The following is a 22,769-nucleotide window of genomic DNA, read 5'->3' on the forward strand; positions in this document are numbered from 1 at the left end:
TTTAGTCTATCACTAAATCTCCGTTATGAAAAAATTCTACTTTTTATTGGCAACACTAGCCTTTGCGGGGCTTTGTGGCCATGCACAAACCGTACAGGGCGGCAAGGTAAACACCGAAAGCAACAAAATCCTGAACAAGCTCGATACCGCGAAGAAAAAGGAAGGCTGGACGGTTCGCGGCACCAATGTACTCTTGTTAAACCAGGCTGCCTTTTCCAATTGGGTTGCAGGCGGCATCAATTCGGTTGCCTTAACCGCACGAGGCGATTACGAATTTAACCTGAAAAGAGGCAGTACGCTTTGGGAAAACCGCATTTTAATGGGTTATGGGCTCAGATCTGAACAGGGAAGCGACGTAACGAAGGTAGAAGACGTCATTGACCTTACTTCTAAATATGGCCATCAGATCAAGCAAAGCAACTGGTACGCTGCCGCCGCGCTGAACTTGAAAACCCAGTTTAGCAAGGGTTACGATTACAGCAAGCCGGCACAGGGCTATATTTCTAATTTCATGGCACCAGGCTACGTTACCATTGGTTTGGGGGTCGACTATATTCCGAATGATAATTTTCAGCTCAGCATCCATCCCTTAACTTCGCGCTTAACCTTTATTGGCGACAAAGCCGTTTTTAATCCCGACCACGATGGCATTTTAACCGATGCTTTTGGCGCCAAACCTGGCGAAAACTTTGTTTACCAATTCGGCGCTTACGTAGGTGGCAGGTATAAAACAAAATTGATGGAAAATATCTTGCTCGACAATCGTTTTGGCATCTTTAGCAATTACTTAGAAAAACCGCAGAACATGGTTTTGGCCTACAGCGCCATTTTAGACATGAAAGTAAACAAGTTCATCTCTACCCAAATTACTGCCGATCTGTTTTACGACGACAACCAGATTGGCAAATTGCAGCTCAAAGAAACCCTGGGTGTGGGGTTGACTTATAAGTTTGGCAAATATTAACCTAAGCACCACGCATTACTCACTTAAATTAAATAGACCATGAAAAAGATTCTCGTATTTTGGCTACTCGTTGTGGCTAGCCATGCCGCCCTTGCACAAAACCAATGGTTTTCGCGCTATACCGACTCGGCCAAAATGGTTAGCGATGCCTCCGAAATTGCCAATCAATTTTCTAAACAGGTAAAAAAGCTGGATCCGAGCTTCTTAATCGACATAAAAGTGGTGGAGAACACAAGCCCCTATCTGATTTTCAACAAAGACAATATCGTTAACCTTCCATTTTGGAAAAAGGTAATCCCACCACAAAAAGCATTTTTTGCAGAGGTAGCCGGAGGCGAAAAAGAAGGAGAAGAAGTATTCGGGCTATTTTTTAACGGATTTTATCTCGCGCACGAAATGGGGCATATCGTTTACAATGCCATGGGCAAAAAATACAACGATGCCTATGCAAGCGAATACGATGCCAATACCCTCAGCATCCTTTATTGGAGAAAAGCAGGGAAAACCAAGGAACTGGAAAACTGTTATCGTTATGCCAAAAAGATGCTATCGACCTTAAAAAATCCGGTACCCAAAAACGAAAACTACAAAACCTATATTACCTCCAACTACAATAAGCTTGCTGCCGATCCCTACAAATACGGCTACATCCAATTTTCTCAATTTGTAGAAATATATGAAGACAAGGCACTGCCTGATTTTGATGTTTTTATCAAAAGAGAATTGCTCAAAAAATAAATAAAAAAGCCCTGGCTCAAACGGAGCTAGGGCTTTATATTTTGAAATTGGGTTTTATTTTTTGGCAATCCTGTATAAATTGCCTCCATCGGTAACGGCATACAAGGCGCCGTCTTTACCCTCTGCCAAGTCTCTAAAGCGTTCGCCCTTATCGGCCAACAGTCTTTCTTCGCCTACAATTTTGTTGTTCTTAATTACCAAACGGATGATGTGCGAGCCACTTAAAGCGCCCACAAACAAATTGCCTTTCCACTCGGCAATTTTGCTGCTGTTGTAAAAAGCAATGCTGCCTGGCGAAATGCTTGGATTCCAATAATAAATTGGTTGTTCCATTCCTTCTTTCTGCTGAATGCCGTCGCCTACCTTTTTGCCACTGTACTCGGTGCCATAGGTAATGATGGGCCAGCCATAGTTTTTACCAGGCTTGATAATATTGACTTCGTCGCCACCTTTGGGGCCGAATTCTGCTTCCCAAAGCTCACCAGTTTGCGGATTAATGGCCAAACCATCCGGATTGCGCAAACCATAGGCATAAATCTCGGGGCGGGCATCGGCCTGTTTGGCAAAAGGCCCGTTGGGTACGGGTTTTCCGGCTGGGGTAAGGTGCAGGATCTTGCCCAGCGAAGAATTAAGGTATTGGGCCTGGATCCTGATGTCGTTTCCAGAGCGCTCGCCTGTACTTACAAAGAGGTTTCCGTTCTTATCAAATACAATCCTCGAACCGTATTGCAGTTTGCCACCATAAGCTGGTGTGGCTCTGTAAATGATCGTCTGGTTTTCAATAGCTGTTTCGCTGGCCGAAAGCTTGCCTTTGGCTATGGCTAATAAAACACCTTTTTCCTGCGGCTCTGCGTAGGCCCAGTAAATCATTCTGCTTTTTGCAAAATCTGGAGCCAAAGTTACATCCAACAAGCCACCTTGGCCAGATGCATCTACCTTAGGCAAGCCTGTAATGGTTTTTGAAAGCGTTCCGTTGGCCTGTAAAATAACCATGTTGCCATATTTCTGCGAAATTAAAAATCGGCCATCAGGCATTACAGAAATACCCCAAGGGTTTTCGAGCTTATTATTGATTACGGCAATACTTAATGGCGTAGCGGTTTTAACAGCCTTGATCCGCGTCTGTCCAACAAAAGCGGGCTTATAATCTGCCGAAGGTTTTTGCGTTTCTACCGAATTTTGTGCCCAAAGCGAGGTGCTTCCCACACAATTGATTAAAACACCTGCCAACAACAGGTAGCGCATTTTACGATTGGGATGGTTCATGAGATTTGTTTTGTTTGCTTAAAAAAACGAAAAAATATCTGTAATCAAAAACACAATAGTGCGATAATAAGTTTTGAAAAGCTTTATCACAAAGGTGTTACCGCCATTTGCCCAGCAAACACATCTATTTGTTTATCAATAATTTAAAAAAAATATCTTAACAAATACCCGTTCGTTGCCTATAGCATGCAACTTTACCGAAGCTTCATTGTCTTGTTAACTGATTAATCAAACCAACTGTTAACAGCATGCCATTCGTTTAAGGTAGCGTTTATCAGCTCCGGTTTTTTCAAACTGCAGAGGATTTTGCAGCAGGCGTTCAAACCAAGAAAAGCAAAGACGTTGATAAACCTACCCACGGATGACATGAAACAAGCTGCTAAACGCAAAGCCCCGAAACCTTGATGGTTTCGGGGCTTTGTCTATATGAAAAGGCCATTATGCAATGGCCTCAATTTTACAATTGTTTATCTAGTTTGCCAGCCAAAATTGATTTTGGAACTGCACCAACTTGTTTATCAACCACTTCACCATTTTTGAAATACAACAAAGCCGGGATGTTGCGGATACCAAATTGGGTTGAAATTTGAGGGTTGTTATCTACGTTAACTTTGCCCACTAGCGCTTTTCCTTCGTATTCTTTAGAGATCTCGTCTACAACTGGACCTACCATACGACATGGACCGCACCATTCAGCCCAAAAATCTACCAAAACTGGTTTATCTGATTTTAATACAACTTCCTCGAAGTTTGCATCTGTTATTTCTAAAGCCATAACTTAAAATTTAATTTATATACAAATATAATATCAATTGTAATGCCATCAATAGCGTGCTGTCAATTTGACATTTTCTTTATAAAGGTTTGAACCTTATCAGTTGCACTTAATTGAGCCTGTAATTTACAACATTTAAACTATTTAATTGTTCTAAAAACACATTATTGGGATTTATCCGCAAGGATTTGGAAGGCAAATCGAGTTTGAGGTTTTCCTCCCGGTCATAAACCTCGAAATTGAGCTTGCAGTTATGACGATCGCTATTCTCCTGGTTTTCCTGTAAAATCATATTGATCTTCTGCATAAAATCCTCGCTTATTTCTTCAATCGGCACTTGGATGGTGATGCTTTTGGTCAGTTTATCGCGCAATTCGGCCAATAAATCAATAGCAGTTACCTTAAATTCCCAATCGCCTTCTTTTTTGAATCGCTCGCCTACCCGTCCTCTGATCTGTAGGAAGTAGCCTTCGGTTAAGTATTGCTTAAACTTCATAAAATCGTCGCCAAACAAAGCAATCTCGCAACTGTCGTCGTAATCCTCAAAAACGAAAACTCCAAAAGGCTTTCCGGTTTTGGTAATCCGTTGCGCGGCACTCACCACCAAACCTCCTACCACCAGATCTCGGTTTTTAATGGTTTCAAACTCTGCCAAAAGTTCCTCATTACTGTCGCCACTACGTATTTTGTTCACTATACTCAGGTGTTTCACGGCATGTTGGCAGAAGTTTTTCAACTCGAAGCGGTAATCGTCTAAAGGATGTCCCGACAGGAAAATGCCGATGGCATCTTTTTCATATTTGAGCCTATCGATCAGTCCCCATTCTGGCGAAACCGGAAAGGTAGGTTCGAGAATCAAATCGGCTTTTGAACCACCAAACAACGACGATTGCGAGGAGTTTTGGTTATTCTGAAAATCGTTGGCATACTTAATCAGCTTCTCAATGCCGTTCAGCTTATCGTTGGCACCCACATAGAAGTATTGGGCCCTGTGATGGCCAAAAGCATCGAAGGCACCACTATAGGCAAAACTCTCGTAGGCTTTTTTATTAACGATACGCGTGTTGGAGCGTTTGGCAAAATCGTAAATGCTCACGAAAGGGCCGTTGGCTTCTCTTTCTTCAATGATGCTTTCTACGGCCTTCTCGCCCACTCCTTTTACGGCGTTCATTCCGAAACGGATTTCGCCCTTGGCATTTACCGAAAACTTAAGCTCTGATTCGTTGACATCGGGGCCCAAAACGGTAACGCCCATCTGCCTACATTCTTCCATAAAGAAAGCCACCTGTTTAATATCGCTCATGTTGTTGGAAAGTACCGCCGCCATGTATTCGGCTGGGTAATTGGCCTTTAAATAAGCAGTTTGATAGGCAATCCAGGCGTAACAGGTAGAGTGCGATTTATTGAAGGCGTACTCGGCAAAAGCCTCCCAGTCTTTCCATATTTTTTCCAAAACCTGGGCATCATGACCTTTGGCGGCCGCCTGACTGATAAACTTGGGCTTCATCTTATCCAAAACGTCGCGCTGTTTCTTACCCATGGCCTTACGCAGTACATCGGCCTCGCCTTTGGTAAAATCGGCCAGTTTCTGCGACAAAAGCATTACCTGCTCCTGGTAAACGGTAATACCGTAGGTTTCTTTCAGCAGGTCTTCGCAGGCCTCTAAATCGTATTTGATTTCCTCGTCGCCATTTTTACGGCGTACAAAACTAGGAATGTAGGCAATCGGGCCCGGACGGTACAGGGCGTTCATCGCAATCAAGTCGCCAAAAACGGTTGGTTTCAGCTCTTTCATGTACTTCTGCATACCCGGACTCTCGTACTGGAAAATGCCGACCGTTTCGCCACGCTGGAAGAGCTCATAGGTCTTTACATCATCTATCGGGAAAGAATCCGGATCGAGGGTAATGCCATGTCTTTTCTTAACCAGTTTAACGGTATCTTTAATTAGAGTTAAGGTTTTCAACCCCAAAAAGTCCATTTTTAGCAACCCGGCACTCTCTACAACCGAGTTGTCGAACTGCGTAACGTAGAGGTCTGAATCTTTGGCCGTAGCTACGGGAACGAAATTGGTAATATCGTCGGGCGTAATGATTACCCCGCAGGCATGGATACCCGTGTTACGCAGCGAGCCTTCTAAAACGATAGCCTGTTCGATGGTTTCGGCGCTCAGATTTTTGGCCGTAGCCATGGTTTTCAGTTCGTTTACCTTCTCGAACTCGTCGGGTCTAAGGGCCGATTTTAAGGCTTTTTCTTCGAGGTTGAATATTTTGGCCAGCTTCATGTTGGGAATGAGCTTGGCAATCTTGTCGGCTTCAAACAACGGCAAATCGAGTACCCTAGCGGTATCGCGGATTGATGATTTGGCCGCCATGGTACCATAGGTAATGATTTGAGCTACCTGGCTCGATCCGTATTTGTTGATGACGTAATCCATTACACGGCCACGGCCCTCGTCGTCGAAATCGATGTCAATATCGGGCATGGAAACACGGTCAGGATTTAGGAAACGCTCAAAAAGCAAGTCGTATTTGATGGGATCGATATTGGTAATGCCCAAGCAATAGGCTACCGCCGAACCCGCAGCCGAACCACGGCCGGGCCCTACCGATACATCACGGTTCCGAGCTTCGGCAATAAAATCCTGTACAATGAGGAAATAACCCGGATAACCGGTTTTTTCGATGGTTTGCAGCTCAAAATCCAAGCGTTCGCGGATCGAATCCGTTATTTCTTCGTAGCGCCGTTCGGCCCCGCGGTAAGTCAGGTACCTCAGGTATTTGTTCTCGCCGCGCTTGCCTCCGTCCTGCTCGTCTTCGGCCACCATAAACTCTTCCGGAATGTCGAACTTAGGCAAAAGCACCTCGCGGGCCAGCTTATAGATTTCTATCTTGTCTACAATTTCCTGGATGTTGATGATCGCTTCGGGCAGGTCGGCAAAAAGGGCCTTCATTTCGTCGGCCGATTTAAAATAGTATTCTTGGTTAGGCATGCCGTACCTAAAGCCACGGCCACGGCCAATTGGCGTAGCCTGTTTTTCGCCGTCTTTTACACAAAGTAAAATATCGTGGGCATTGGCATCTTTTTTACTGATGTAATAGGTATTGTTGGTGGCAATGAGCTTAACATCGTGTTTTCTGGCCAGCTCGATCAGGTTGACGTTTACGCGGTCTTCATTTTCCTGGTTGTGGCGCATCAGCTCGATATAAAAATCGTCGCCGAACTGTTCTTTCCACCAGATCAATGCTTCTTCGGCCTGTTTTTCGCCCAAGTTGAGGAGCTTGCTCGGAATTTCGCCGTACAGGTTTCCCGACAGGACTATAATATCGTCTTTATACTGCTGTATCACCTGTCTATCGATTCTCGGGACATAATAAAAGCCTTTGGTATAGGCTATAGACGACATTTTGGCCAGGTTATGGTAGCCTTTTTTGTTCTTGGCCAGCAAAACCACCTGGTAACCATCGTCTTTGCGGGTTTTATCGGTGTGGTTATCGCACACAAAAAATTCGACCCCCACAATGGGCTTAATGATACTGACCGTTGGAGTTTCGCCTTTTTCTAAAGCTTCGGCAATTTTGGCTTCGGCACCTTTGTTATGGTTTAGCACCTGGCTTACAAAGTGAAAGGCGCCCATCATGTTGGCATGATCGGTTAAGGCTACGGCTGGCATATTTTGCGCGGCCGTTGTTTTCACCAAATCGGGAATGCTGATGGTACTTTGCAACACCGAAAACTGCGTATGGTTATGCAGGTGCACAAAAGTGGCATTGGTCAGTTTTTCTTTGGCTTCTTCAGAAACCTTGGTGGTACCGCCACCGGTCTGTTGCTTTTTCCTGATCTCGTCCGAAGCCGCCTTGAGGTTGATATGCTTTAACCCAGCCGTTTCTACCATCCCCGGATTAATCTCCTGAAAACGAAGGTAATAATCGGTATCAACCAGCAGTTCTTCTTTGGTAAAAACGCCTTTCCTGATCAGCTCCAAAAAGCATCGGGTAGTGGCCTCCACGTCGGCAGTCGCATTGTGCGCTTCGGCAAACGGCACTCCGAAAAGGTATTGGTGCAGCTCTGTTAGGGTTGGCAACTTGAACTTGCCGCCTCTTCCGCCTGGAATTTTCAGCAATTCGGCGGTAACTTCCGTACAGGTATCGAGTACCGGCAAAGAAGCCATCGGACTGTCTACGCCAAAGCGGTAAAACTCGCAACCCATGATGTTGATATCGAAGCCGATATTCTGGCCAACCACAAATTTGGCCTTGCTTAGCGCGATGTTGAATTTCTCTAACACTTCGGTCAGAGCGATACCCTGTTCGGTTGCCAGCTCGGTAGAAATACCGTGGATCCGTTCGGCATCGTAGGGAATGTTAAAGCCTTCTGGCTTCACCAAATAATCCTGATGTTCTATCAAACGCCCCATTTCATCGTGCAATTGCCAGGCAATTTGGATACAGCGCGGCCAATTATCCGTATCGGTAATCGGAGCATTGTAATTACGTGGCAAACCCGTGGTTTCGGTATCAAAAATAAGGTACATAGCTGGGGAAATGGTGGACATCAAAAATAAGAAATTTTAACGGGCAAACGTGTCAGCTAATTATCAACACTTGCGCAAGTTTTTTTTTAAAATTGCATTGTTAAATTAGGAGTTACCCTGATACCGCATGGCATTGTTTCAATCATCGAACTGCGAACCAAAAACTGCAAACCGGCAACCATTACATTAGACAAAACCTTATCTTTGGGCTAGGCAAAGATTGCCTTTACCTTAATCCACCACATTTCCATGCCAGTAGATTTATCAGAAGTTTTAGTAATTGGTGTTTCGAGCCGTTCGTTGTTCAACCTTGAAGAAGAAAACGAAATATTCGAGAAGGAAGGCATTGTAGGCTATCGCCAATACCAATTGGAACACGAAAACGACCTGTTGGAGCCGGGCACGGCCTTTCATTTGGTGCAAAGGCTGCTACACCTGAACGAAAGTGCCAAAAAACGCATCGTTGAAGTGGTGGTGATGTCGAGGAACAGTCCGGAAACCGGTGTAAGGGTCATGAATTCGGTAAAAGCCCATCAGCTCGATATTACGCGCATGGCCTTTAGTGGCGGCGAGCCTTTGTCGCCGTATATCGATGGTTTCGACATCGACCTGTTTCTGAGCAAGGATATTAAAGACGTACAATATGTGATCGATTCGAAAGAATGCGCTGCTGCTTACATTTATGCACCACCCCATTCGTTTAACTCGACCGATAACCGCGTAAAAATTGCCTTTGATGCCGATGCCGTGCTGTTTTCGGAAGAATCTGAACATCGCTACAAAACCGAAGGCATGGATGCTTTTCATAAATATGAGGCCGAACATGAAGACGACCCGCTAAAAGAAGGGCCTTTTGCCAAGTTATTGATCAAGCTTTCGAAAATACAGGAGGAATTGCCTACGCGCATCGAGCTTTCTCCGTTACGCATTGCCATTGTAACCGCACGTAATGCGCCATCGCACATGCGGGTGATCAAAACTCTGCGCAAATGGGGCGTTTATGTAGACGAGGCTTATTTTTTGGGTGGCATTTCTAAAGACAAAATCCTCAAAGCTTTTGGCGCCCATATCTTTTTCGACGATCAGGATGCGCATTTGAAAGAAGCTTCTTTGCATGTGCCTTCGGCCAGGGTACCCTACACCAGCGATTCGGTTTTGAATTTACCGATCGATAAATTAAAAGTGGATAAGACTACACCTAAAGCGAAATCGAAAAAGGACTGATAGCCCATAGCCATACGATTGTTTGATTGCTAAACTGTCAACTCACAACCCGCAACCTATAACTAACTGAATCAATGGTTAAAAAGTGTTAAAGAAGTGACTGGACTACGAAAAATTAGTAGATTTAAGCAACCAATCACAACCTTCGCATGAAAATCTTTCTAACTGCGCTATTTGCGCTAGCCGTTAATTTTGCGGTTGTAGCCCAAAAACGGCTTAATGTTGAACTGAAAAAGCAACTCGATACCATCTTGCAACAAGACCAGGGCATCCGGGAATTTATAGATACGGAAACATCTGAACAAAGAAAAGACCAGCTTGCAAAAGAGCTCGGCTACCCCAAAGATGAGCTCAAGAAGAGCGCTTGGCGCATCATGAGCAAAATCGATTCGGCCAACTTCAAGAAAGTAGAAAGCATTATTTCAAAATATGGCTACCCAGGCAAGAGCCTTGTAGGCGAACCTGCCAATACAGCGGTTTTTTATGTGATACAACACAGCCCCAGCCAAATACCCAAATTCTATCCATTGATTGAAAAAGCAGGAAAAGAAGGCGAATTGCCTTTTGAATATGTAGCCATGATGCTGGATAGAAAACTGACCAGCGAAGGAAAACTTCAAATCTACGGCACACAGATCTATTCCGTACAAATAACCAATCCTAAAACCGGCCAAAAAGAATTTTTCAGCTATGTAATGCCCATTGAAGATGCCAAAAACGTGAACAAAAGAAGAAAGGAAGCCGGCTTTAAATTAACTGTCGAAGAAAACGCCCAAAGGTTTGGCTTTGTTTACAAGGAATATACCCCAGAAGAAATCAAAAAAATTACGCAAAAGTAATTCTTGTTGAGCCAAACAACAGGCTTAGGCATGCTCCTGGCTCACCAATTTATCGGTATCGTAACCCATTTCCTGGCAACGTGCTATGATGTCGGCTAGCAGGTCTTCGTCTATGCGAGGTTCGCGCCCCATAATGAAAAGGTATTTTTGGTCTGGATGCCCAACCACGACGTAACTGTAGTCGTCGGCCAGTTCGATTACCCAATAACCAATTTTAAAGGGCCACCAAAACTGCGCCTTCATATCGCCATCTGGCTTATGAACACTGAAAAACAGCTTCGACCGGATTGATTTCTCTTCCGGCTTTCCGTCCTTATGATAGGTAGTAAGCACATCAAAATGCTCATCATCTACCAAAGTATAATTTTCGATAGTCTGCTTCCAATGCTTGTCTAGCAAGGTTGGAATAGAATATAACGAATACCATTTTCCGGCATAGGCCGAATAGTCGATCCGGTTAATTGGCTGATGTGTTGCTGCATTTTCCATATCCATTTAACCGTTTGACCCTGAAAAATGTTTGGTCAAATCAGACCTGAGGTTTCTTTAACCTAGCCTGTGTAAAAGACCAAGGGCAGAATGAGATGGCAACTGTCAGCTGAAAACTAAAATTCGCGAAAGCCTTTTTTAAACTGCCACAATTCTATAACTTCGGCATATAAACATTTTCTATCCAAAATATAAATTAAAATGAAGATAACGGTAGTAGGTGCTGGCGCCGTTGGGGCCACCTGTGCAGATAACATTGCAAGAAAAGAATTAGCCGAAGAACTGGTATTGTTAGACATCAAGGAAGGATTTGCCGAGGGCAAAGCTATTGACATGATGCAAACAGCCACTTTATTGGGTTTCGACACCAAAATCAAAGGCGTAACCAACGACTATAGCCAAACGGCTGGTTCGGCAGTAGCCGTAATTACCTCGGGCCTGCCTCGCAAACCGGGGATGACCCGCGAAGAGCTGATCGGCATTAATGCGGGCATTGTAAAAGGCGTAGCCGAAAACATCCTTAAATATTCTCCTGACGCCATTATCGTGGTGATCAGCAACCCGATGGATACCATGACCTACCTGGCGCTAAAATCGTTGGGATTGCCTAAAAACCGTATCATTGGCATGGGAGGCACTTTAGACAGCTCACGTTTCAAATATTATTTAAGCGTAGCTTTGGGCTGCAACTCGAACGATTTGCAAGGCTTTGTAATTGGCGGCCATGGCGACACCACCATGATTCCATTAACCCGTTATGCAACCTACCAAAGTTTGCCGGTTAGCGATTTGCTGGATGAGGCCACCTTGGCCAAGGTAGCGGCCGATACCATGGTAGGCGGCGCAACCTTAACCGGTTTGTTGGGCACTTCGGCTTGGTATGCCCCGGGTGCGGCTGGCGCAGCTTTGGTAGAAGCCATTGTACGCGACGAGAAAAAATTATTCACCTGCTGCGTAGCCTTAGATGGCGAGTACGGCCAAAAAGACATCTGCCTGGGCGTTCCGGTAATTGTAGGTCGCAATGGTTGGGAAAAAATTATCGATTATCAGCTAAACGATGCCGAACAAGCCGCGTTTAACAAAAGCGCCGATGCCGTTCGCAACATGAACAACGTATTGGCCGAAATGAATTTGATTTAAATTTTATAAACATTTGTCGTTCTGGCGGAAGGAGGAATTTATCCTCACAAGTTTCTTGACCCGGATGATAAACAAGCTACATGAGAACCCTAACAGTTCCTTTAACCTTAATCAATTTACAAGACGACGGTTTCCACCTTTTGGTGGAAATTGTTGTTTTTGGCGAAAAGCAATTTGCCGTGGTAGATACCGGTGCCTCTCGAAGCGTATTCGACAAGGGCCTGATGGAAAAAAACATTATCGACCTTACGGTAAACGAAGAAACCCAAGCGGCTACTATTTTCAGTACTTCAACCACGCTGCTTGGTGTTATTCCCCAACTTAAAATCGGAGCGCTCACCCTCAAATCGTATGCAGGTGTTGCCCTCGACCTGCAAGGCGTAAACGATACCTACCTGCAATTGGGCCATCCTGCCATTGCTGCTATTATTGGCGGCGATATTCTAATGGCCTACCATGCCAAAATAGATTACCAAAAGAAGCTATTGAGATTTTACAAATAAGCCACGCCCGGGTTTGACATGCATTTGATGAGAAGATTCTTACTTTTTTGTAGCCTCTGTCCGCTTTTAACTTTCGGCCAGCAACCCAAGATTATTCAAAAACCCGTTGTATTCGATCAGTTGCGAACCGAACTTTCGTTGGCCTACCTCAAAAAAAGGCACAACCTGGTTCAAAAAACGCCAGCCATCAAACCCAAAATGATTGTGTTGCACTGGACGGCTTCCAGGAGCTTAATGGGCGCTTTCAACGCTTTCAATCCTTCCGTTTTGCCAAGTTCGCGCAGGGCAATAGCAGGCGCCAGCAAGCTGAACGTTTCGGCGCATTACCTGGTTGACCGCAATGGCAGCATCTACCAGCTTTTGCCCGATACCGTTTTTGCCCGCCACGTTATCGGCCTTAATTATTGCGCCATTGGCATAGAGAACGTAGGCAGCAATAAATATCCGCTTACCACCGCCCAGTTGAAAGCAAACGAGCAGTTGGTGCGCTACCTTTGCCAAAGGTACCCTATCCAATACCTGATCGGGCATTACGAGCATACCTGGTTCAAAAATACGCCACTATGGCGCGAAACCGACCCCTATTATCACTCTGACAAGACCGATCCGGGCCGTATTTTCATGAAAAACATCAGGATTGCCCTGCATGACCTGCATTTAAAGGGTGCGCCGGCACATTAACAAACTGGCCTAAAATAAGGTTTGAAAAGCTTGCATATTAAAAAGCATTATCCTTAACTTTAAGTAAACCAAACAAATTTTGAATATGAAATTTTTAAAAGTCTTAGTGGCCATTATAGCCATCCTGATCATTATCTTTCTTGTTGGCGGCCTATTCTTGCCAAAAACCTACAGCGTAAGCCGAACTACGGTAATTAACGCACCTGACAGTGTAATTTATAAGAATATTGCCGATTTTAACCAGTTTACCAAATGGAACCCATGGTCAAAAATGGAACCCAGCGCCAAAGTTACCGTAAGCGGCCCCGTGGCACAACCCGGACAGCTTTATGCCTGGGAGGGCAAGGAAACCGGAACCGGCCAAATGAAAATCGTCAAAGCCGAGCCTGCTAAACTGGTTGATATCGAGTTGAAATTCATCAAGCCTTTTGAAAGCGTGGCCGATACCAAATTCGAAATCCAGCCCGAAGGAACAGGCCAAAAAGTAACCTGGACCATGAGTGGCGAAAACAACCTGATCAGCAAATGGATGTGCGTATTTGTAAGCATGGACAAAATGATTGGCAAAGACTTTGAAAGCGGCCTTCAGTCTTTGAAAGAAAAATCTGAAAAAGGAGAATAGCATTTTTTGATGCTTCAAGCCATAAAGGTCCTTTGGTAAACAACCCAAGGGCCTTTTTTTATGCACCAGCCAAACAAAAATGTCTGATTTGCGTTAAAAAGACACTTAATTGCATAAACAATGGCGCATAGATTTTGTTATTTACCGATTTTTAGATTATTTGCCCCCTGATGAATTTACTACTTGTTGAAGACGAGCCTAACGTAGTATCTGTAGTTTCGAGGGGATTAGCAGACGAAGGCTTTGCGGTTAGTGTGGCACCAGATGGACAAATTGGGCTGGATATGGCGGTAAATCACCATTTCGACCTGGTTATACTGGATATTATGCTACCTGGCATTAACGGACTGGAGCTCTGTAAACTCATTAAAAAAGCCAAACCCAACGTTCCGATTATCATGCTTACGGCTTTGGGCAGTACCGAAAACGTAGTCAAAGGTCTTGACAATGGTGCCGACGACTACTTGGTAAAGCCTTTTAAGTTTGCCGAGCTTTTTGCCAGGATCCGCACCTTGCTGAGGCGCTACGGTGGCCAGGCCAACCAAGACCAAATCATCAACATTGCCGATCTGCAATTGAACCTGAGCGCCAAAACCGTGAAGCGCAACCAAAACGAAATCAACCTTACCGCTACCGAATACCGTTTGTTGGAGTACATGGCCAAAAACAAATCGAAAATCCTGTCGCGTATCGATATCCTCGAAAACGTATGGGACATCGATTTTAACCTGGGCACCAACGTAGTTGATGTTTACGTGAACTACCTGCGCAAGAAGATAGACAAAGATGCTTCGCAAAAATTAATCCATACGGCAGTAGGCCTGGGCTATGTTTTAAAGGAGAGCACATGAGCATTGCCAAAAAAATCACCTTGCTTTTTGCAATCCTATCGGCCATTATCATTTCTTTGCTGAGTGGTTTTGTTTGGTATTTTTCGAACGAATTTGCCTTCGAAGATTTCTACAAACGCCTGGAAGCCCGGGTAAATATTGCCGCTCAAATCAAATTATTCCACGACGAAAACAATAGTGCCTATGCCAAGATGCGTAACCAATACCTGGAACGCTTGCCATCGGAGCGGGAATTGGTGATTGAGGAAAGCCAAAAGGAGCTAATTAATGCCCAGCTTAAGCTGCCCCAAAGCTTTTACGACAAACTCAATGCGGGCAAAATGGCGCGCTACCGTGAAGAAAACTATTTTTATGCCGGCAAGCGCTTTAAAAGCAATGGCAAGGATTATATCGTTATTATTTCGGCCACCGATCCTTTTGGTTTTAGGGAACTGAAAGACCTGCAAAAAATCCTTTTCGCAGGCTTCTTTCTTTCTATTGTGCTTTCGTTTGTGGTGGGCTGGAAGTTTTCCAACTATATGCTCGATCCTTTGCGTAAAGTGATTAAAAGCGTCAAGAAAATCAAGGCCGAAAACCTACATTTAAGGCTCGACGTGAAACAGGGAACCGACGAGATGTCGCAATTGGCCCAAACTTTTAACAACATGCTCAACAGGCTCGAAACGGCTTTTGAGACCCAAAACAACTTCATCAGCAATGCTTCGCACGAACTGCGTACGCCGTTAACCATCATCAGTGGCGAAGTGGAGCTGGCCTTGAAAACCTTCAACAACTCCCCTCCACAGGAGCTGGCCCTCAACAAAATTAAAGACGAGGCCGAAAGGCTTGAGCATATCTTAACCAGTTTGTTGGGATTGGCGCAATCGGGCTTTAACGGCAAGGTACAGCCACGCGAAGAAGTAAGGATGGACGAACTGGTTTGGGAGGCCAAGGATGCAGTGCAACAGGTACATCCTGAAAGCAAGATAGAAATCGATTTTAGCAAACTGCCGGCCAATGAGGAGGCGCTTACCTTAAAAGCTAACAAAAACCTCATTAAATTGGCCATTACCAATATTGTGAGCAATGCCTGTAAATATTCAGACAACAAGCCAGTGCTGGTTAGCCTCGAAAGCAATGGCCACTTGCTGTCAATTTCCATTGCCGATCAGGGCATTGGCATACCTCAAGACGACATCCAGCATATTTTCGAACCATTTTACAGGGCTTCCAATACTTCCAATTTTAAGGGCTATGGCGTAGGCTTGCCCCTTTCGCTCAATATCATCCGCCTGCACAGAGGCAGCATCGCCATCCAATCGCAAGTAGGCATCGGCACCACCATCAAGGTCATTTTACCGATTACTTAGTGCATTGGTTCATTAGTTGATTAGATGGTTGGTTGATTAGATGATTGATTGTCAACGGCGAACCGGAAACTGGACTGGAAATTGGAAACTGTTAACTGGCTAGAGATTATGCTACAAAGCGATTTTTTTCTACTCCAATTCTCCTTCTTTCTCCTTTTAGCTTAAATTCTAATCTCATTCTAATCTCGCTCTTATACGGCTATAATTTTTGAGGGCTAATCTTGTATCAATTAAGCATTCGATCACTTAAACAAGATAAAAACCATGAAAACTTTATTGGTCCCAACCGATTTCAATCCAGAAAGCACCAAAATTATTGATGCCTTTCTGTTGACGCAGAACTGTAACGAGCTCAACATTATTTTCCTGCATGCCTTTAAACTGTCTGATTCGATTACCGACATGCTGATGCTGAGCAGAAGAAGCCGAGACTATGAGCATGTAAGCGATGCCTTTTATCAAAAAATGGACCATTACAAGCAAAAGTACGGTTCGAAGATTGGCCGAATCGGCATCGAGTATTTTTATGGCAGCACCTTGGTAGCCTTTAAGAATTTGCTGGAGGCTTTGCAGGTTGATGCCATTGCCTATCCGCAGGACTACGATTTTTGCCCCATCAACAAATACAGCATCGATCCCAACTACCTGATCATGCGTGCTGGATGCAGGGTATTTGAACTGAACATTACCGATATCGCCATTGGCGACAATTTATTTGAAACCAGGATGCCTCAAGAAACCGTTAAAGCGGTAAGTAGTATCTAATTAAACTTAATTTTTATGCTGTTACGAAACAATATTCCCTTTACCTACATTTTTGGAAAGATTAAAAAAGAGCTCATTTTTGTCATCAGTTATTCGATTGGCATCGTGGTGCTTTACGAAAACTTCCATGTTACGCGCATCTCCATTCCTGTGGCTGTTCCAGCACTTTTGGGTACCATCATATCCCTTTTGTTGGCCTTCAGGTCAAACCAGGCTTACGACAGGTGGTGGGAAGCCCGCATTCTTTGGGGTGCCATTGTAAACGATTCGAGGTCGCTGGCCCGTCAGATCCTTTCTTTCGTAGACAATCCCTATGGGCTTGATGAGATTGAACGTTTCAAGAACCGTTTCATCAAGCGCCAAATTGCCTGGTGTTTTGCCTTAAGCCAAGGTTTGAGGGGGCAAAGCGCTGCCAAGGGGCTGGAAAGATACTTGGACAAGGAAGAGCTGCAGTTTATTAAAAAGCAGCGCAACGTAACGGTGGCCCTGCTCGAACTGCATGCCATGGATTTGAAAAAGGCACTGATAGAAGGCTGGATCAATCAGTACCAACAGATTGAGATAGACAAAACCCTAACGGCATTGTGTAACCACATGGGCGGATCGGAAAGGATCAAGAATACCATTTTTCCGGTCACCTACAGCAAGTACATCAACATGTCTATCCATTTGTTCATTGTATTGTTGCCCTTTGGCCTGATCGAGTATTTTGGCTACATGGAGGTTCCGGTGGTTATTGCCATTGCTACTTTCTTCCTCTTGGTAGAAAAGATGGCCGTTCACCTGCAAGACCCATTCGAGAACAAGCCTACCGATACGCCAACCACCACCATTTGCAGAAACATTGAAAAAGACCTCTGCCAAATGCTCGACGACCACAAGCTGTACGAAGACAAGCCACATGCCGAAATGGCTCCGATTGGCTCTTACTATATCTTGTAGCACAACCAACAACGCCACATTCTTTACTCCTAATAAACAACGAACCCTCCAAGCTTTGGCAAGGAGGGTTCAATTTTTATGGCTGTAGCCTATGGGCTATTGATTAATTCCTAGGCATCAATCTTCGCATATTTCGCATTGCGTTCGATAAATTCCCTACGTGGTGCAACTTCGTCGCCCATCAGCATAGAGAAAGTATGGTCGCACTCGGCTGCATTTTCGATGGTCGCTTTTAACAGCGTACGGGTTGCCGGGTTCAGCGTAGTTTCCCACAGCTGTTCGGCGTTCATCTCTCCCAAACCTTTGTAACGTTGGATATGAACGCTTTCTTCCTTACCGGCACCTTTTAAACGTTGCACCGCAGCATCGCGTTGCTGATCGTTCCAGCAATATTCAAAATCCTTACCTTTTTTAACCTGGTAAAGCGGCGGCGCAGCGATATATACATAACCGGCTTCGATCAAGCTCTTCATGTAGCGGAAGAAGAAAGTGAGGATCAGCGTAGTAATGTGCGATCCGTCGATATCAGCATCCGTCATGATGATAATTTTGTGGTAGCGAAGCTTGGTCAGGTTCAGGGCCTTGTCGTCGTCTTCGGTACCGATGCTTACGCCCAAGGCGGTAAACATGTTCTTGATCTCGTCGTTTTCGTAGATTTTGTGCTCCATGGCTTTTTCTACGTTCAGGATCTTTCCTTTTAAGGGCAGAATAGCCTGGAAATTACGGTCGCGGCCTTGCTTGGCGGTACCACCCGCCGAGTCGCCCTCTACCAGGTATAATTCGCATCTTTCCGGATCAGAATCAGAACAGTCGGCCAGTTTGCCTGGCAAACCAGAACCACCCATGACGCTTTTGCGCTGTACCATTTCGCGAGCCTTACGGGCTGCCGCGCGGGCTGTAGCCGCTAAAATAACCTTGTTAACGATCATTTTGGCTTCTTTCGGATTTTCTTCCAAATAATTGCCCAATGCTTCGCCAACGGCCACATCAACCGCACCCATTACCTCAGAGTTACCTAATTTGGTTTTGGTCTGCCCTTCAAATTGAGGCTCTTGTACCTTTACCGAAACTACAGCGGTTAAGCCTTCCCTAAAGTCGTCGCCGGTGATTTCGAATTTTACGTTTTTCAGCAATCCCGATTTCTCGGCATAAGCTTTTAAGGTACGGGTTAAGCCGCGCCTAAAACCTGCGATATGGGTACCACCTTCGTGGGTATTGATGTTGTTTACATAAGAGTGTACGTTTTCCGAGTAGCTGTCGTTGTATTGCATGGCCAACTCAACCGGAATGCCGCTTTTAATACCTTCTACATAAATTGGCTCGGGAATTAGCGACGGGCGGGTGCCATCCAAAAACTGGACAAACTCTTTTAAACCGCCTTCAGATTTGAAAACCTCCGACAGGTAAGAACCATCTTCGTTGGTTTCGCGCTCGTCGGTTAGCGTAAGGCTGATGCCCTTGTTGAGAAAGGCCAACTCGCGCAAACGGCTAGCCAAGGTATCGTAACGGTATTCGGTAGTTTGGGTAAATATTTCGGCATCTGGCTGGAACGTTTGAATCGTACCGGTTTTGTCAGAAACCCCGATTTCTTTGACGTCAAACAAAGGCTTACCCCTTTCGTACTCTTGGGTAAAGATTTTGCCTTCGCGGTGCACCACGGTTTTGACGTGGACAGACAGCGCGTTAACGCAGCTTACCCCCACACCGTGCAAACCACCCGATACTTTGTAGGTGTCCTTATCGAATTTACCACCGGCATGCAAAACCGTCATTACGATTTCCAAGGCCGATTTGCCTTCTTTGGTATTGATGCCGGTTGGAATACCACGGCCATTATCTTCTACGGTAATTGAGTTGCCTTTATGAATGGTGACAAAAATGTCTGTACAGTAGCCTGCCAACGCCTCGTCAATAGAGTTGTCTACCACCTCGTAAACCAAGTGGTGCAAACCCTTAACCCCAGTATCACCAATATACATGGAAGGACGCTTTCGAACAGCTTCTAAACCTTCTAAAACCTGTATATTATCTGCCGAATAATTTGACTTTGGATCTTTTTCTTCGCTCATAATTTTGTTTAATACTTAAAGAATCAAAAATAACGATTTTTTGCCGAATTAAGGCAGATGTGGATAACTATTTGCGTGTTAAAATCACATAAAAACGATTAAAAAAAGCTTGTTTTTAGGATAGTCGGTTTTGATTTTTATATTTGCTAAAATTTAGCAGATTTGAACCTCGGGCAAGGAAAAGAAAAAGAGAGGTAATAAAGTGTAAATCAACCGCGTTCAAACCTAAAGATACCCTTAAAAACTAAAAAACAACACGAAACCTGCACCGGTTTGGGCAAGCTTCGCAAGCATTGAAAAACAAATTAATTATAGATGAAAATAACAACTTTAAAACTAGGCAGCCTACTTACGGCAACGGCACTTGTTTCTGTAATGGCCGCTTGCGGAAATAAAGAAAACAAAACCGAAACCACTCCAGCAAAAACCAGCACCGCTTCGGTAACCGCTGAAGACAAAATCGTTTATGTGAATTCTGATTCGTTGCTGACCAAATACGAATACTTTAAAGACCTTAAAACCAAAATGGAAACCAAAGGCAAAGCGGCTGAAACCGATTTAACAGCTAAGCAACAGGCTTTCCAACGCGAAGTACAACAATACCAGCAACAGCAAGGCACATTGTCGGCCGACCAAAGAGCAGCCACCGAGCAACGTTTGGGCCGCAAGCAACAAGAACTGCAAGCCTACCAACAAAATGCCGGTGCCGCTTTGCAAAACGAGCAGGCTAAAGAGCAAGAAGCCCTTTACAACAAGGTAGCCGATTTCTTGAAAGGCTATGCCAAAACCAAAGGCTATAAAATGGTGTTGACTTATGCCAAAGGCAACAGCGCCATCTTGTTTGCCGACGAAAGCCTTGATGTAACCAGCGAAGTTTTAAAAGGACTGAACGAAGCTTACACCAAAGACAAAAAATAAGCAAAAAAGCTATAAATCTTAAAAAGCCCCGGTTGTTCGGGGCTTTTTTATTGGAACATTGTACAAGTCAAAACACGCCATACGGTTGCTGTTGCTGGCTTATTTAACCACGCGATTCGCCGGTATGGAGCTCGATGTGAACTGCCGTACCTTGGCCAATATTCGATGTAATGGCTAAACTGCCTTTAAGATAAGCCACACGATTGTTGATGTTATCGAAACCCATGCCTCCGGTTGAACTTACCGATGTATCAAAGCCTTTGCCATTGTCTTCTACATCGATCAGGAAAACGCTTTCGTGCTGGCTGCATTGCAGCATGATTTTCGAAGCCTCGGCATGGCGTACGGCATTCGACAAAATTTCCTGTACAATTCTGTAGATATTGGCTTGTGTTACTGCCGGCAGTTGTTTGCTGATCCCATAAGCCTGAAACTCGATTGGCGCTTCGGTAGTGGCCAACGATTCGCAAAGATCGCGCAAGGCCGCTTCCAGGCCTACCTTCAGCAGGCTCTCAGGCATCATGTTGCGGGCAATCCTGCGCAGTTCTGTTACAGAGTGATCTATCTGCAAGATTATTCCGTCAAGGCTTTGCTGTTTTTCCATTTTCGATTGTCTTGAAAGATTGATTTTAATCCCGGCCAAAAGACCCCCTATGCCATCGTGCAGGTCGCGGGCCACCCTCCCCCTTTCACGTTCTTCGCCCTGCAGCATGGCTTGTGTTAGTTTTAAGGCTTGCTGCTGCTCTATTTCCTTCAACTGTTGGGCTGCCAGCTTTTTGTTCTTCCGGTAAAGCTGATAGGCAAACAGCGCTACACAAGCCAAGGCCAGGCAACCCATGCCCAACAGCCAACTAAACAGACGATTGTTCTTGGCTTTGAGACCTGCTTCTTTTTTCTCGGCTTCGAGCTCGGCTATTTTTTTCTTGTTCTCTACATTTTTGAACTTCACTTCCATGGCCCCTATTTCCTGTTTAAGGCTGGCATCGAAAACACTGTCTCTAATGGTCGAATATTGCTTGAGCCATTGATAGGCCTCGGGCATTTGCCCCATTCCGGCATAGGTTTCAGCAAGATCGAAATAAACCCGTTGCCGGTTGTGGATTGACAGCTTGGGTTCAGCCTTCATGAAATCGAAGAGCACCGCCAAGGCGGCCTTGTAGTTGCGCTGTTCTTGGTAAATGAAATATTTCTGATAAGACATTTGCTTGAGCATGTAGGCATCCTGAAGGCTTTTGGCCGCCTGTATGCCTTCATCGAATTTTTTCAAGCTGTTGGCATAGTCTTTAACCGCCCTATAATACATGCCCGCGGCCAGGTCATATTCGGCACTGGCTACAGTGATGGGCTTCCCTTTTAAAATTTTACCGATTTTGGCCAAGATGGGCTTGGCCTCTTCCAGGTTCTTGCCGGCATAGGCATAGTTCTCTACCAGCAATGCATAAGCCTTGACCAAATCGGTGTAAGGTGTTTTCGTGTTGTTGTAATAGGCAATGGCCGTTTGATAATACTCGGCCGATTTTTCAAACTGCCCACCGTTCATGAAAGTCATGGCTACATCTTGGTGCAACATACCGATTAGGGTACTGTCGTTACTCTGTTTTGCCAGCGGGATAGCCTTAAGCAAAGCGTTTACGTAGCCCTTGGCATTGTCTTTGGCCTGTTGGTGCAAGGCATAATTACGCAGGCTTTTGGCCCTTAAAAAGAAGGCTTCCGGGCTTTTGAAGCGCGCCAGGTTTTGGCTTACCTGCATAAAAAGCGTTTCGCTGCGCGCCTGATCGGTATCCCAGCAGATATAGGCTTGGCAATAAGGATAAACCGACCGGAGAAAAGGAGAAACCCGGCCGAGCTTCATGGCCTGCTGTAGGTAAGGCTTGGCCTTTGCCGTATCGCTAAGCGACCAGTACAGAGACAGCAAGCAGTTGAGACGGGCCTTTTCCTCGTCAGATCCTGCCTTTTTAAGTGCATTTTCGAGCGTATCGGCATTATATTTTCTGGTAAAAGGAAATTGTGCCGTTGCCGGCAAAAACGACACCAATACCAGGGCCAGTACAATAAAAAGATTCCTCATTACTACAAATTTGAATAATTGATAAGGAAATT

General features: G+C 44.9%; 19 protein-coding genes. 13 read left to right on the top strand and 6 right to left on the bottom strand.

Annotated features, from left to right (window positions below):
- The first annotated feature begins 25 nt into the window (after positions 1–25).
- Positions 26–964 (top strand): DUF3078 domain-containing protein, encoded by a 939-nt coding sequence (locus AC6H1S_RS13500; RefSeq protein WP_497563946.1) that lies wholly within the window; start codon positions 26–28, stop codon positions 962–964.
- Between the two features lie 39 nt (positions 965–1,003).
- On the top strand, positions 1,004–1,702 hold the full coding sequence (locus tag AC6H1S_RS13505; protein ID WP_497563947.1) for a hypothetical protein: 699 nt from the start codon (positions 1,004–1,006) through the stop codon (positions 1,700–1,702).
- A gap of 54 nt (positions 1,703–1,756) precedes the next feature.
- Here AC6H1S_RS13505 and AC6H1S_RS13510 read toward each other — a convergent pair whose 3' ends face one another.
- From AC6H1S_RS13510 to dnaE, 3 genes are all read right to left on the bottom strand, one after another.
- On the bottom strand, positions 1,757–2,968 hold the full coding sequence (locus tag AC6H1S_RS13510; RefSeq protein ID WP_497563948.1) for a PQQ-dependent sugar dehydrogenase: 1,212 nt from the start codon (positions 2,966–2,968) through the stop codon (positions 1,757–1,759).
- Between the two features lie 457 nt (positions 2,969–3,425).
- Positions 3,426–3,743 (bottom strand): thioredoxin, encoded by a 318-nt coding sequence (gene trxA, locus AC6H1S_RS13515; RefSeq protein WP_330107847.1) that lies wholly within the window; start codon positions 3,741–3,743, stop codon positions 3,426–3,428.
- 109 nt (positions 3,744–3,852) lie between these two features.
- A complete protein-coding gene (gene dnaE, locus AC6H1S_RS13520) occupies positions 3,853–8,277 on the bottom strand; it encodes a DNA polymerase III subunit alpha (protein ID WP_199139478.1) in 4,425 nt (1,474 codons plus the stop codon).
- A gap of 249 nt (positions 8,278–8,526) precedes the next feature.
- Here dnaE and AC6H1S_RS13525 point away from each other — a divergent pair, with 249 nt between their 5' ends.
- Both AC6H1S_RS13525 and AC6H1S_RS13530 read left to right on the top strand, forming a co-directional pair.
- The gene (locus AC6H1S_RS13525) at positions 8,527–9,501 is read left to right on the top strand and encodes a 5'-nucleotidase (RefSeq protein ID WP_497563949.1); all 975 of its coding nucleotides are present in this window, start codon (positions 8,527–8,529) and stop codon (positions 9,499–9,501) included.
- A gap of 149 nt (positions 9,502–9,650) precedes the next feature.
- Entirely contained in the window at positions 9,651–10,340 is a 690-nt protein-coding gene (locus tag AC6H1S_RS13530; RefSeq protein ID WP_497563950.1) for a DUF6624 domain-containing protein, read from the top strand.
- A gap of 24 nt (positions 10,341–10,364) precedes the next feature.
- On the opposite strand, the gene AC6H1S_RS13535 is transcribed toward AC6H1S_RS13530, so the two are convergent.
- Entirely contained in the window at positions 10,365–10,829 is a 465-nt protein-coding gene (locus AC6H1S_RS13535) for a lipocalin family protein (protein ID WP_497563951.1), read from the bottom strand.
- A gap of 201 nt (positions 10,830–11,030) precedes the next feature.
- Here AC6H1S_RS13535 and mdh point away from each other — a divergent pair, with 201 nt between their 5' ends.
- The 8 genes from mdh (at position 11,031) to AC6H1S_RS13575 (ending at position 17,682) form a co-directional block, all read left to right on the top strand.
- Complete coding sequence (gene mdh, locus AC6H1S_RS13540; RefSeq protein WP_497563952.1) at positions 11,031–11,969, top strand: malate dehydrogenase; 939 nt, start codon at positions 11,031–11,033, stop codon at positions 11,967–11,969.
- Between the two features lie 80 nt (positions 11,970–12,049).
- Positions 12,050–12,472, top strand: coding sequence for an aspartyl protease family protein (locus AC6H1S_RS13545; RefSeq protein ID WP_199139464.1), 423 nt, complete (start codon positions 12,050–12,052; stop codon positions 12,470–12,472).
- A 27-nt stretch (positions 12,473–12,499) separates the two neighbouring features.
- A complete protein-coding gene (locus AC6H1S_RS13550) occupies positions 12,500–13,153 on the top strand; it encodes a peptidoglycan recognition protein family protein (RefSeq protein WP_233165800.1) in 654 nt (217 codons plus the stop codon).
- Positions 13,154–13,238: 85 nt separating this feature from the next.
- Positions 13,239–13,775, top strand: a complete 537-nt coding sequence (locus AC6H1S_RS13555; RefSeq protein ID WP_497563953.1) for an SRPBCC family protein — start codon at positions 13,239–13,241, stop codon at positions 13,773–13,775.
- 170 nt (positions 13,776–13,945) lie between these two features.
- Complete coding sequence (locus AC6H1S_RS13560; protein WP_497563954.1) at positions 13,946–14,626, top strand: response regulator transcription factor; 681 nt, start codon at positions 13,946–13,948, stop codon at positions 14,624–14,626.
- Entirely contained in the window at positions 14,623–15,975 is a 1,353-nt protein-coding gene (locus tag AC6H1S_RS13565) for a sensor histidine kinase (protein WP_497563955.1), read from the top strand. Before AC6H1S_RS13560 ends, AC6H1S_RS13565 begins: the two co-directional genes overlap by 4 nt.
- 264 nt (positions 15,976–16,239) lie before the next feature.
- Entirely contained in the window at positions 16,240–16,740 is a 501-nt protein-coding gene (locus tag AC6H1S_RS13570) for a hypothetical protein (RefSeq protein ID WP_199139454.1), read from the top strand.
- A gap of 15 nt (positions 16,741–16,755) precedes the next feature.
- Entirely contained in the window at positions 16,756–17,682 is a 927-nt protein-coding gene (locus tag AC6H1S_RS13575; RefSeq protein ID WP_199139453.1) for a bestrophin family protein, read from the top strand.
- Between the two features lie 110 nt (positions 17,683–17,792).
- Here AC6H1S_RS13575 and gyrB read toward each other — a convergent pair whose 3' ends face one another.
- Complete coding sequence (gene gyrB, locus AC6H1S_RS13580; RefSeq protein WP_199139451.1) at positions 17,793–19,751, bottom strand: DNA topoisomerase (ATP-hydrolyzing) subunit B; 1,959 nt, start codon at positions 19,749–19,751, stop codon at positions 17,793–17,795.
- A gap of 315 nt (positions 19,752–20,066) precedes the next feature.
- Here gyrB and AC6H1S_RS13585 point away from each other — a divergent pair, with 315 nt between their 5' ends.
- The gene (locus AC6H1S_RS13585) at positions 20,067–20,669 is read left to right on the top strand and encodes an OmpH/Skp family outer membrane protein (RefSeq protein WP_199139449.1); all 603 of its coding nucleotides are present in this window, start codon (positions 20,067–20,069) and stop codon (positions 20,667–20,669) included.
- 103 nt (positions 20,670–20,772) lie between these two features.
- On the opposite strand, the gene AC6H1S_RS13590 is transcribed toward AC6H1S_RS13585, so the two are convergent.
- Complete coding sequence (locus tag AC6H1S_RS13590; protein ID WP_497563956.1) at positions 20,773–22,737, bottom strand: tetratricopeptide repeat-containing sensor histidine kinase; 1,965 nt, start codon at positions 22,735–22,737, stop codon at positions 20,773–20,775.
- Between the last annotated feature and the right edge of the window lie 32 nt (positions 22,738–22,769).

This window comes from Pedobacter sp. TM02, assembly GCF_059705275.1.

Excerpts from the sequence above, each read along its gene's own strand:
- AC6H1S_RS13500 (WP_497563946.1), top strand. The coding sequence starts at position 26 with ATGAAAAAATTCTACTTTTTATTGGCAACACTAGCCTTTGCGGGGCTT.
- AC6H1S_RS13505 (WP_497563947.1), top strand. The coding sequence starts at position 1,004 with ATGAAAAAGATTCTCGTATTTTGGCTACTCGTTGTGGCTAGCCATGCC.
- AC6H1S_RS13510 (WP_497563948.1), bottom strand. The coding sequence starts at position 2,968 with ATGAACCATCCCAATCGTAAAATGCGCTACCTGTTGTTGGCAGGTGTT.
- trxA (WP_330107847.1), bottom strand. The coding sequence starts at position 3,743 with ATGGCTTTAGAAATAACAGATGCAAACTTCGAGGAAGTTGTATTAAAA.
- dnaE (WP_199139478.1), bottom strand. The coding sequence starts at position 8,277 with ATGTACCTTATTTTTGATACCGAAACCACGGGTTTGCCACGTAATTAC.
- AC6H1S_RS13525 (WP_497563949.1), top strand. The coding sequence starts at position 8,527 with ATGCCAGTAGATTTATCAGAAGTTTTAGTAATTGGTGTTTCGAGCCGT.
- AC6H1S_RS13530 (WP_497563950.1), top strand. The coding sequence starts at position 9,651 with ATGAAAATCTTTCTAACTGCGCTATTTGCGCTAGCCGTTAATTTTGCG.
- AC6H1S_RS13535 (WP_497563951.1), bottom strand. The coding sequence starts at position 10,829 with ATGGAAAATGCAGCAACACATCAGCCAATTAACCGGATCGACTATTCG.
- mdh (WP_497563952.1), top strand. The coding sequence starts at position 11,031 with ATGAAGATAACGGTAGTAGGTGCTGGCGCCGTTGGGGCCACCTGTGCA.
- AC6H1S_RS13545 (WP_199139464.1), top strand. The coding sequence starts at position 12,050 with ATGAGAACCCTAACAGTTCCTTTAACCTTAATCAATTTACAAGACGAC.
- AC6H1S_RS13550 (WP_233165800.1), top strand. The coding sequence starts at position 12,500 with ATGAGAAGATTCTTACTTTTTTGTAGCCTCTGTCCGCTTTTAACTTTC.
- AC6H1S_RS13555 (WP_497563953.1), top strand. The coding sequence starts at position 13,239 with ATGAAATTTTTAAAAGTCTTAGTGGCCATTATAGCCATCCTGATCATT.
- AC6H1S_RS13560 (WP_497563954.1), top strand. The coding sequence starts at position 13,946 with ATGAATTTACTACTTGTTGAAGACGAGCCTAACGTAGTATCTGTAGTT.
- AC6H1S_RS13565 (WP_497563955.1), top strand. The coding sequence starts at position 14,623 with ATGAGCATTGCCAAAAAAATCACCTTGCTTTTTGCAATCCTATCGGCC.
- AC6H1S_RS13570 (WP_199139454.1), top strand. The coding sequence starts at position 16,240 with ATGAAAACTTTATTGGTCCCAACCGATTTCAATCCAGAAAGCACCAAA.
- AC6H1S_RS13575 (WP_199139453.1), top strand. The coding sequence starts at position 16,756 with ATGCTGTTACGAAACAATATTCCCTTTACCTACATTTTTGGAAAGATT.
- gyrB (WP_199139451.1), bottom strand. The coding sequence starts at position 19,751 with ATGAGCGAAGAAAAAGATCCAAAGTCAAATTATTCGGCAGATAATATA.
- AC6H1S_RS13585 (WP_199139449.1), top strand. The coding sequence starts at position 20,067 with ATGAAAATAACAACTTTAAAACTAGGCAGCCTACTTACGGCAACGGCA.
- AC6H1S_RS13590 (WP_497563956.1), bottom strand. The coding sequence starts at position 22,737 with ATGAGGAATCTTTTTATTGTACTGGCCCTGGTATTGGTGTCGTTTTTG.